3 protein-coding genes and 1 CRISPR repeat array (1 of these 4 only partly in view) are annotated in these 12,010 nt (G+C 55.8%); all 3 genes read right to left on the bottom strand.

Going from position 1 to position 12,010, the window contains the following annotated elements; translation table 11 throughout:
- Positions 1-5: 5 nt before the first annotated feature.
- Positions 6-1,550: a sodium:solute symporter family protein gene (locus tag DW724_RS12050; RefSeq protein WP_118730142.1), complete on the bottom strand. Its 1,545-nt coding sequence runs from the start codon at positions 1,548-1,550 to the stop codon at positions 6-8.
- A 15-nt stretch (positions 1,551-1,565) separates the two neighbouring features.
- Complete coding sequence (locus DW724_RS12055) at positions 1,566-1,835, bottom strand: hypothetical protein (RefSeq protein WP_118480569.1); 270 nt, start codon at positions 1,833-1,835, stop codon at positions 1,566-1,568.
- Positions 1,836-2,069: 234 nt separating this feature from the next.
- Positions 2,070-2,744: a cysteine hydrolase family protein gene (locus DW724_RS12060; RefSeq protein WP_118761650.1), complete on the bottom strand. Its 675-nt coding sequence runs from the start codon at positions 2,742-2,744 to the stop codon at positions 2,070-2,072.
- Positions 2,745-3,050: 306 nt separating this feature from the next.
- Positions 3,051-12,010: direct repeats of the CRISPR family, unit length 32 nt; unit sequence ATTTCAATCCACGCTCCCGCGAAGGGAGCGAC; it runs 1,040 nt beyond the window's last position.

Genomic DNA, 12,010 nt, shown 5'->3' on the forward strand with positions numbered 1-12,010 from the left:
TGCCGTTACTTGATTTTTGCTTTGATGCGCATGAAGCGTCTGTGACCGGAGTCAAGCGCCTCGTAAAAGTCCTCGCTGTCCTTCGGGTCATCCTTTGTCAGCTTGGAGACCACATACATCAGCACGAACGCGGTCGCCAGACCGATCGTGCCGTACCACACATAGCCGAGATCCCAGACGAAGAAGGTCAGGCAGATGATGATCGCACCGACCGAAATCGAGGTGATAGCGGCTTTTCGGGTTGCCCACTTGCAGTAAATGCCGAATACCAGCGCCGGGAACAGCGATTCGACCAGGGAGTCCGCGAAAATCATCAGATTGTAGACGTATTCCCAGTGCATGAGCGATACGGCGACTGTTACGGTACCGAACAGCAGAATCACCACGCGGATAACCGAGGTCTCGGAGGCCTTGAACCTGCAGTGGCCGATGCCGACCAGCAGGTCCTTATAGATGATAGAGGACATGACCATCAGCAGCGCATTTGCGGTGGACAGACCGACCGCCAGTACGCCGATGAGGAACACGATCATCAAAATCTGCGCGAGCAGACCGTGCGTGCCCGCGATGATGTTGCACATATACGGGATAACCAGTTCGGTCTCCGAGCTGGTCAGATTCGGCATGGCAGCCAGCGCTACCAGACCGATGAGCATTGTGCCGCCCCAGACAATGATCTGCAGGAACGGTGCAAGGAAAGCCATCTGACGCTGGTCCTTCAGACCCGCGCTGTAATAGCCCGAGCGCACAAAGACCTGCGGCAGCAGCAGCGTGTAGCCGAACGCGCACGCAAGCGGATAGCTGACGCGCGACGGATAGGTGCAGATACCGATCGGACCAGGGTAGGAGAACCAGTCCGGCGTCTGCACACGGACGGTTTGGAACGCCTCGATGATCGAGCCGTTGAATACGATCTTGAGCGTTACGAAAATAATTGCCCATAACGCCAGAATGAAGAACCAGCCCTGTACAGCATCCGCCAGTGCGGTGGATTTTACACCGCCGAGCATGACGAATACCGTCATGATAATGCCGCAAATGAGCGTAAACGTCTGCGAGGATACCGCGCCGCCGGTGGCCACCTCAGCCGCGCGTCCGCCGGCTACCAGTACCGCCGAGATAAACGGCACGGCGCAGATAATGTAAACCATGTCGATGATAACGGTCAGCGCCTTGGACTTGTAGCGGCAGAAGAAGAAATCTGCCGGAGTGGTGAAGTGCTTCTGTTGGTTGACCAGCCATACCTTGGTCATTGTAAAGTAGCAGATGATCGGGAACATGGAGTAGATGCACATCTCCGAGAAGAAGTAGCCCAGTCCGTAGCGGTAATACGCGCCCGGGCCTGCGAAAAATACCCAGACGCTCATGCAGGAGGCGATATAGGTCATGACCATGACCGGCCACTTGAACCGGCCGCCCTGCAGATCGACCTTGCCTGCGTCACGTTTTTCCTTCCATGTGGTGTAGCGCGCGATGGCGATTAAAAATAGAAAATATGCCGCAAAAACGATCCATACCGTTTTGCCTGAAAGTAAACCCTGTGTTGTCATTTTCTCTGTTATCCTTTATTTGTCCGATTCTTTTTGCGTTTCGGAAGCGGCAGGCGTCATATTCTCTGCTGTTTCGCCCTGTTCCTCGTCCTCAATCAGAGGATACTCCTTTTCGGTCAGCTTGCAGCCGATATACACGGACAGCACCGTGCCGACAAAGCTGATCAGACCGTGTATGATGCAGGCGGTCTCGCTGCCGTAGGGTGGGAATCCCGGGAAATTATAGAATACCCAGAAGAACAGCACAGACGCCAGCCAGATTTTCTCTGTTCTGCCGATTTTCATTTTGTGTCACCTTGTTTTCTCTTTTGTTTTAAGGCAATACCGCACAATTAGAGCTGCGGCTCCTTGTGCAGGCTCCGGTCCTACTGCCGCGGCGCTTTGTGGAAATTTTGTGCCCTGACGTCGTTGTGATTTCACGGTAATACACAAAGTATTACCGCAAAACCGCGCCTGGTCAGAACGCAAAATTTACTCACAAATCGCTCTTGTTCAATTGTGCGGTATTGCCTTGAGTAATTACTTTTGCGAACGCCACTCATCGAGCAGCGCATCCGAATCTACGACAAGTCCCAGATGCAGCGAGATCATGCGCAGCGCAGGCTCTTCGAGGTGCTCGGAGCCACGGGTCAGGTCGCGCGGCACGACGACGCGGAAGTCGCGGTTTGCGGCATCGAAGGCGGTGTTGATAACGCAGCAGTCGGTCATGCAGCCGGTGAGCACCACGCGGCGGATGCCGAGGTTGCGCAGCAGCAGCTCCAGATCGGTCGGATAGAACGCGCTCAGGCGCTTTTTGGTCGTCACCATGTAGTCCTCGTCGTGTACATCGATAGACATTCTGTTCCAGCGTGTGCCTTCGATGGCGTGCTCTGCGATGTTGGGAATCTCACCGACCGTAACCGGAAACACCATGCGCCACGCAGACGGAAACAGTTTTTCGTCTGCGCCGCCCTTACGCAGCGTTGAGCGGACATGGATGATTGGCAGACCGAGCGCGCGTGCTTCGTTCATGAAATGATTGAGCGGTTCGATGATCTCGCGTCCTCGCGGAGATGGACATGGACAGTCCGGATCGGTTGACAGGTGTCCATCGTGCATGTCGATCGTAATGACAGCTGTATCGCGGCGATTAAGGAAAACCTGCTGTAATTGCTCTGGAACCTCCTTTTCGATGCTGTCAAAGTATGCTTTCATTTGATTTTTCTCCTTCCCGGCAAAACGCCGCAGCAATCTGTGCGGCGCTGTCAATAGCGGTATTGGAGTTATTATAGCACATGTGTCATGACATGTGCAAATGTTTTGGTCGGGGTGGGTGAAAGATTGTAAGGGTGGGGGACTGGGGCGAGGTTGGGCGGGAGGATGGTGGTGCGGCTATCGCCATCGTTCCGCGAAGGGAGCGACGTCACCGTTTGGTGACAGGTCTCCACCAAACGGTATTTCAATTCACGCCCCGCGAAGGGAGCGACTCAAGTCGCATCCTCGCCTCCAAGAAAAGTACGGATTTCAATCCACGCTCCCGCGAAGGGAGCGACGTTCTCCGGTGCAAAATTCTGCGTATTCCCGTCCAATTTCAATCCACGCTCCCGCGAAGGGAGCGACGCTGCTTGCGGCGGATATTTGTCTGGACTACTGCCATTTCAATCCACGCTCCCGTGAAGGGAGCGACACTGCCCGCAACGCCCGTACGTGCATCTTTCCGCATTTCAATCCACGCTCCCGCGAAGGGAGCGACTACCGCAAGGGCGTACACAAGATGGAAACGCTGCTCATTTCAATCCACGCTCCCGCGAAGGGAGCGACGCGGAATACTCACCCATCTTCTCGGTAGTATCCAATTTCAATCCACGCTCCCGCGAAGGGAGCGACCTCAACGGGCTTGCCCTGTACAGTTTCAAGCTCTCATTTCAATCCACGCTCCCGCGAAGGGAGCGACGGCGCGGTAGCCACACCAGGCGTATGCAGGACGTATTTCAATCCACGCTCCCGCGAAGGGAGCGACGGCTGCGCCATGCTGAGCGAGTAGCCGCCCAACGATTTCAATCCACGCTCCCGCGAAGGGAGCGACAATGCCTGTATCCGCTTCGCTGTCCTGTTTTTCAAATTTCAATCCACGCTCCCGCGAAGGGAGCGACGGGGTACGTCTTGCGGATTCTCCATTCCTCCGGCATTTCAATCCACGCTCCCGCGAAGGGAGCGACGTTATGGTGTCACCGCATATCTTTCCCCTTGTATATTTCAATCCACGCTCCCGCGAAGGGAGCGACGCATGGTTCATCCAGCCGGACGCATAATCAACGGTACATTTCAATCCACGCTCCCGCGAAGGGAGCGACACATTCCAAGAGCCGGAATAAGAGTATTTCTTCGATTTCAATCCACGCTCCCGCGAAGGGAGCGACACAACGCTGCTCTATGTAACGGATTTGGAGGACTATTTCAATCCACGCTCCCGCGAAGGGAGCGACCCGGCAGCATCGGACGATATTACGCTGTCTGCCATTTCAATCCACGCTCCCGCGAAGGGAGCGACGGATTTTCTCAATGTCATTGGCCTCATCAGCCGTATTTCAATCCACGCTCCCGCGAAGGGAGCGACCGGCCTGCTCCGTTCCCATCTTGGGCTTGTAGGTATTTCAATCCACGCTCCCGCGAAGGGAGCGACGTTGCCGCCCTGGAGGGCAAGGCCGACACGCAGATTTCAATCCACGCTCCCGCGAAGGGAGCGACTCCCCGCCGCTTTAAGTAGGTGTTTGGGGTTAAACAATTTCAATCCACGCTCCCGCGAAGGGAGCGACAATCAGCGGAAATGCGTATTATGCGCGTCCGCTATTTCAATCCACGCTCCCGCGAAGGGAGCGACTGAAACCGTATCCGGGAGTTACAACAAGGTACAATTTCAATCCACGCTCCCGCGAAGGGAGCGACCGTATCTTCCAAGTAAGTAATCTGTTGATGTGTTATTTCAATCCACGCTCCCGCGAAGGGAGCGACGACACGCTGACGGACACTGACAGCGCACAGGGGATTTCAATCCACGCTCCCGCGAAGGGAGCGACCCACGCTGTTGTATGTCCTCGACCCGGAAGAGGTCATTTCAATCCACGCTCCCGCGAAGGGAGCGACGGTATTCCGCATACCGGTTGTTTATGCAAATATCGTATTTCAATCCACGCTCCCGCGAAGGGAGCGACGCTCCTCGGCAAAGCCGCTATCAAGCAGCAGGACATTTCAATCCACGCTCCCGCGAAGGGAGCGACTGGACGCGGCCGAGTTGGAGCGGCTGCACCGTGACATTTCAATCCACGCTCCCGCGAAGGGAGCGACTATACACTGGTTGTTACTAATCCTCGTGGCGGTGGTATTTCAATCCACGCTCCCGCGAAGGGAGCGACATATGGAAAAGCGCCGTCCGAGTATTGGGAGGATGTATTTCAATCCACGCTCCCGCGAAGGGAGCGACCGTTGCGGCCTCGACCGCCACAGCACCCGCCCGCGATTTCAATCCACGCTCCCGCGAAGGGAGCGACTTTGGACGTTGATGTTACGTACGCGGGATCTTGTATTTCAATCCACGCTCCCGCGAAGGGAGCGACGATCTGCTGCGGTAGATAAGATCGTGCGCGTGTGATTTCAATCCACGCTCCCGCGAAGGGAGCGACCCCGGTCAGAGCCACTACAAACAGCGAGGACGCATTTCAATCCACGCTCCCGCGAAGGGAGCGACCTATTACTGGGATAACTCGCAAATGTCAGTTAAATTTCAATCCACGCCCCCGCGAAGGGAGCGACCCGACCGCTGACCCGACCCAGCTCATCCGCGAGGTATTTCAATCCACGCTCCCGCGAAGGGAGCGACGAAAGCGTTCCGGGCGCGGAACTCGTGGAAAATATATTTCAATCCACGCTCCCGCGAAGGGAGCGACTTGCGGCCTGCCCTGCAAAACGCTTATCTGGAGTATTTCAATCCACGCTCCCGCGAAGGGAGTGACCGGTTTGCAGCGTCAAGCCTACTGTCACGGCACAATTTCAATCCACGCTCCCGCGAAGGGAGCGACTGAGGCACAGTGCATTTTTAATTCGCGTGACTGATTTCAATCCACGCTCCCGCGAAGGGAGCGACTTTGACACGCTGACGGACACTGACAGCGCACAGGGGATTTCAATCCACGCTCCCGCGAAGGGAGCGACAGCCTGTTTGGTGCGGTCTGGCAATATGTGCAGAAAATTTCAATCCACGCTCCCGCGAAGGGAGCGACTTTCCGCGTATGCGTGATCTCTGCGCTTGTGTGGAATTTCAATCCACGCTCCCGCGAAGGGAGCGACGCCGTCGGTTGACGGCGCTTTTTTTGTCGTTTCGTATTTCAATCCACGCTCCCGCGAAGGGAGCGACCAGAATACACCGCCGGAACATCCCCCAACGCTTCATTTCAATCCACGCTCCCGCGAAGGGAGCGACGTCCTCACCTCACTGTCTCTTTGCGTACTTTGCGATATTTCAATCCACGCTCCCGCGAAGGGAGCGACTTTCCGCGTATGCGTGATCTCTGCGCTTGTGTGGAATTTCAATCCACGCTCCCGCGAAGGGAGCGACGCCGTCGGTTGACGGCGCTTTTTTTGTCGTTTCGTATTTCAATCCACGCTCCCGCGAAGGGAGCGACCAGAATACACCGCCGGAACATCCCCCAACGCTTCATTTCAATCCACGCTCCCGCGAAGGGAGCGACGTCCTCACCTCACTGTCTCTTTGCGTACTTTGCGATATTTCAATCCACGCTCCCGCGAAGGGAGCGACTTTCCGCGTATGCGTGATCTCTGCGCTTGTGTGGAATTTCAATCCACGCTCCCGCGAAGGGAGCGACATCGCTGCGCTGTTCGTCCGATTCTTTCGTGATAATTTCAATCCACGCTCCCGCGAAGGGAGCGACGGTATCCGACCCGATATAGCCGGTCGCGGTCGCAACATTTCAATCCACGCTCCCGCGAAGGGAGCGACTCTATTGCCTTGCGGCGTGTCCTTATCGAGATACCGATTTCAATCCACGCTCCCGCGAAGGGAGCGACAATATACACGTTATCAATTCCTACCCCCTTAGTAATTTCAATCCACGCTCCCGCGAAGGGAGCGACTTGTGCGGTCTGCAACTTTTTGCGTCTGTGCGGATTTCAATCCACGCTCCCGCGAAGGGAGCGACCGACAAGACCCTGGGGAACTACCGCTGCAACCTCATTTCAATCCACGCTCCCGCGAAGGGAGCGACTTTTTGTTGAGACTCGTAACCGGACTGATTATAGAATTTCAATCCACGCTCCCGCGAAGGGAGCGACGTTTACTTCGTTCGCGGACCGTATTTCCGCCTCTATTTCAATCCACGCTCCCGCGAAGGGAGCGACGTGCTTGTCGCCGTCCTCGACCGGACTCATATTATTTCAATCCACGCTCCCGCGAAGGGAGCGACCGCACCGGCCATCCAAGCTGTTCAACCGCCTGAGCATTTCAATCCACGCTCCCGCGAAGGGAGCGACCTGCACCAATTCAAGCACGCGTTTTGGCACTTCCTCATTTCAATCCACGCTCCCGCGAAGGGAGCGACGTCGGCAAGCCTGCCAGCCTGCGCGAGCACGGCGAATTTCAATCCACGCTCCCGCGAAGGGAGCGACGCTGCGCCCAGCCGTCAGGCGCAGACGCACCAATCCGATTTCAATCCACGCTCCCGCGAAGGGAGCGACCATGCCGCATATCTCCATGCACTCAATACGCAAATAATTTCAATCCACGCTCCCGCGAAGGGAGCGACTCATGGATTAAAGCTAATAACGCGATAGGTACTATTTCAATCCACGCTCCCGCGAAGGGAGCGACTACGTCTGGCAGCGGACAGCGGACGCATACACCGAATTTCAATCCACGCTCCCGCGAAGGGAGCGACCCTGTTTGTGTCCAGCAAATCGCCATACGAGCCGCTATTTCAATCCACGCTCCCGCGAAGGGAGCGACCCATGCTATCCCACTCGGCCGCGTCAAGCTTGGCATTTCAATCCACGCTCCCGCGAAGGGAGCGACAAATGTGCGGATTTTATCCGCTTTACCCATTTGCATTTCAATCCACGCTCCCGCGAAGGGAGCGACTACGCCACTACGACGTAACCGGTAAAGACTGCCCGATTTCAATCCACGCTCCCGCGAAGGGAGCGACGAATGAATGAGGATGAAAATCTATCTGACTGAGATTTCAATCCACGCTCCCGCGAAGGGAGCGACATAACATGACTAATTTTGATAAGCTTAATGTAGATTTCAATCCACGCTCCCGCGAAGGGAGCGACTGTTGACCAGGCACAGACTATTGTGCTTATCGATATTTCAATCCACGCTCCCGCGAAGGGAGCGACTAAGCAGATCAGGTCGTTGATCGAGTATGACGTATTTCAATCCACGCTCCCGCGAAGGGAGCGACAAGCGCGGCTATACGATTGACGCGCTGACGCTCATTTCAATCCACGCTCCCGCGAAGGGAGCGACATTCAGCACATAACCCGCCAACGTGTGATACTCCTTATTTCAATCCACGCTCCCGCGAAGGGAGCGACGAGTAAAAGTTGCTCGAATTCGCCTGTAAGAACGATTTCAATCCACGCTCCCGCGAAGGGAGCGACCTCTGCAGCGCATTTACTGCCTCGGCGGGCAGCAATTTCAATCCACGCTCCCGCGAAGGGAGCGACTTCGACACGTTTTACGCTGCGCTGCACCATACGCATTTCAATCCACGCTCCCGCGAAGGGAGCGACTTCCAGATCGTCATTGCCTTCAAGCGCCGCAAGATTTCAATCCACGCTCCCGCGAAGGGAGCGACTCCGTCTTCTGATTTCCGTATCAGATTCTATGATATTTCAATCCACGCTCCCGCGAAGGGAGCGACCTATTACTGGGATAACTCGCAAATGTCAGTTAAATTTCAATCCACGCTCCCGCGAAGGGAGCGACTTGATAATATCGCATTAACTCGGCTCGGCTGGTATTTCAATCCACGCTCCCGCGAAGGGAGCGACGCATTATTTCCGGTCGGCGGTTTTGTATTTGATCATTTCAATCCACGCTCCCGCGAAGGGAGCGACCCCTGCGCTCCTTCTTGTATCTAATCCAATCTTATTTCAATCCACGCTCCCGCGAAGGGAGCGACCTCACAAGCCTTGTAATTGGCTCTCAACAGGATGTATTTCAATCCACGCTCCCGCGAAGGGAGCGACCTGCGCGACCTTGCACGCAAGCGCCGGAGTAACATTTCAATCCACGCTCCCGCGAAGGGAGCGACCTTTTAGCAATCGCAACTGACTACGAGGTACAGATTTCAATCCACGCTCCCGCGAAGGGAGCGACCGGGTGAAATGCGGGAGCCTTTGGCGGATCGCATATTTCAATCCACGCTCCCGCGAAGGGAGCGACCTCTGCGGCTTGACGCTTGCCGGAATCTGTGTTAATTTCAATCCACGCTCCCGCGAAGGGAGCGACCAGGTGTGACAGCTCACTGCTGCGCTTGGCTTGTATTTCAATCCACGCTCCCGCGAAGGGAGCGACACGTTCTGGTGGAGCCGAGCACGGCCCGGCGGCTATTTCAATCCACGCTCCCGCGAAGGGAGCGACAGCGAGCGAGGCCGACGGCGGAGCGACCGACCCCATTTCAATCCACGCTCCCGCGAAGGGAGCGACAATGGAGCGTAGCGACCGCCGCACGCACCATGCATTTCAATCCACGCTCCCGCGAAGGGAGCGACCCTTATACTTTGGATTTCCCAGCATGATTTCAAGATTTCAATCCACGCTCCCGCGAAGGGAGCGACCGTATTGCAAACAACGGCGTTCTGCGCTCGATTGGAATTTCAATCCACGCTCCCGCGAAGGGAGCGACACTTTCGTGCAAAAGTTCGCTATACTATAAATACGATTTCAATCCACGCTCCCGCGAAGGGAGCGACGAGCTGCGCGCACGGAGTATCGGCGCGTTTATCATTTCAATCCACGCTCCCGCGAAGGGAGCGACTTCCAGCGGTTAAAGTCGAATAGGTCGCTATCAGGATTTCAATCCACGCTCCCGCGAAGGGAGCGACTTTGCATAGTTGCTGAAAGCGGGTGCGAGTCCTGCATTTCAATCCACGCTCCCGCGAAGGGAGCGACCGATAATTGCCTTGATGGGGGCCTGCGACTTGCCATTTCAATCCACGCTCCCGCGAAGGGAGCGACCCACACGGGCACGATCCAACAGTTCATCGCGGTCTATTTCAATCCACGCTCCCGCGAAGGGAGCGACACAACCATCACCGATGCCGCAAGTACGGCTCATGAATTTCAATCCACGCTCCCGCGAAGGGAGCGACGCGGCCTTATTGCTGTCCATATCGTTCATGGTCTGGTATTTCAATCCACGCTCCCGCGAAGGGAGCGACTGGAGGGATTGCACTACCCGCTGGCGAGCGAGGTATTTCAATCCACGCTCCCGCGAAGGGAGCGACTTTGTCGCTGCCGTGTGTCTTGTCCCCTACATACATTTCAATCCACGCTCCCGCGAAGGGAGCGACTTCCACCAATCCAATCTCCAAAATCAGCACGACTATTTCAATCCACGCTCCCGCGAAGGGAGCGACAACGTCTTGCACTGAGGACTACAACATCACTTGTATTTCAATCCACGCTCCCGCGAAGGGAGCGACTAAACCTGATCGTTTACAGTGATGCGCTCGATGCCATTTCAATCCACGCTCCCGCGAAGGGAGCGACCGCGACGGCAGCCCCGGTCCTCACAGGGTAGAAAAAATATTTCAATCCACGCTCCCGCGAAGGGAGCGACAATGTGCCCGTTCATTCCCCATCACCTCAGAACGATTTCAATCCACGCTCCCGCGAAGGGAGCGACGTGTCTCATCATACTGCGCGAGATCGTGCAGCATATTTCAATCCACGCTCCCGCGAAGGGAGCGACAGGATGGTCTTCGCCTTTGCCTCGGTAGACCAATCATTTCAATCCACGCTCCCGCGAAGGGAGCGACCTTCACGCCCTCAGCCAGACGTGCCATATCGTCATTTCAATCCACGCTCCCGCGAAGGGAGCGACATTTTGCGGTGATGTTCTGGGTCTTCTGGTCGGGATTTCAATCCACGCTCCCGCGAAGGGAGCGACCTTTACGCTCTAGTGGTTTCCGGCGCGTTAACAAAAAATTTCAATCCACGCTCCCGCGAAGGGAGCGACGCCAATTTCCGTAGTTTAATGCCGTTGCGGGCATATTTCAATCCACGCTCCCGCGAAGGGAGCGACCCTTTCGATTGCCATCAGCGGTGCCGAGGGTTGCAGATTTCAATCCACGCTCCCGCGAAGGGAGCGACCTCTATATTCGTGATGATGGAAAGAATATTCGAATTTCAATCCACGCTCCCGCGAAGGGAGCGACGGGCAAGCAGTACCTCGGACAGCGCGACGCAGTAGAGATTTCAATCCACGCTCCCGCGAAGGGAGCGACCAGAAAATCATGTTTCGCGGCGCTGATGACCCGACATTTCAATCCACGCTCCCGCGAAGGGAGCGACCAGTGACTAATGCTTATTTGTCTTTCGATTATGATATTTCAATCCACGCTCCCGCGAAGGGAGCGACATTTGCGTATAGTATTCACTCCATAGGAAGGAAGGATTTCAATCCACGCTCCCGCGAAGGGAGCGACCGCAGACGATCACGGTTAAGCTGCTGGACGATAACATTTCAATCCACGCTCCCGCGAAGGGAGCGACCGTTACCTCCGGGGCGGGGTGGTTGGTTAATAAATTTCAATCCACGCTCCCGCGAAGGGAGCGACGTTTCTCAGATGGCGCAGGACGTTAGTCAGATTCAAATTTCAATCCACGCTCCCGCGAAGGGAGCGACGGGGTACGCACAAGATCGACAAGGTGCACGGCAAATTTCAATCCACGCTCCCGCGAAGGGAGCGACATTCATGCCGGATTTTTCTTCAAGATTCCGTAACTATTTCAATCCACGCTCCCGCGAAGGGAGCGACGCGCATTGGTTGCCGCATTGTAGTTGGTCTCGCAATTTCAATCCACGCTCCCGCGAAGGGAGCGACCCACACGGCCACGGTCTAACAGTTCGTCGCGGTCATTTCAATCCACGCTCCCGCGAAGGGAGCGACCTGGCTCAAAAAGCGGTTTTTCGACCGCAAGGATATTTCAATCCACGCTCCCGCGAAGGGAGCGACTTCCTGTGCACTGGATTGTTCTGCATTTCACCGCATTTCAATCCACGCTCCCGCGAAGGGAGCGACTGTGCTTGTAGTCCGCAAGGTTGGCGACACCAACCATTTCAATCCACGCTCCCGCGAAGGGAGCGACCCGATAACGCTAAAGTAATTGGAGCGCAAAATTTAACATTTCAATCCACGCTCCCGCGAAGGGAGCGACGTTACGAGATGGTTACATC

It is taken from the genome of Butyricicoccus sp. AM27-36 (assembly GCF_003480945.1).
Classification (GTDB): Bacteria; Bacillota; Clostridia; order Oscillospirales; family Butyricicoccaceae; genus Agathobaculum; species Agathobaculum butyriciproducens.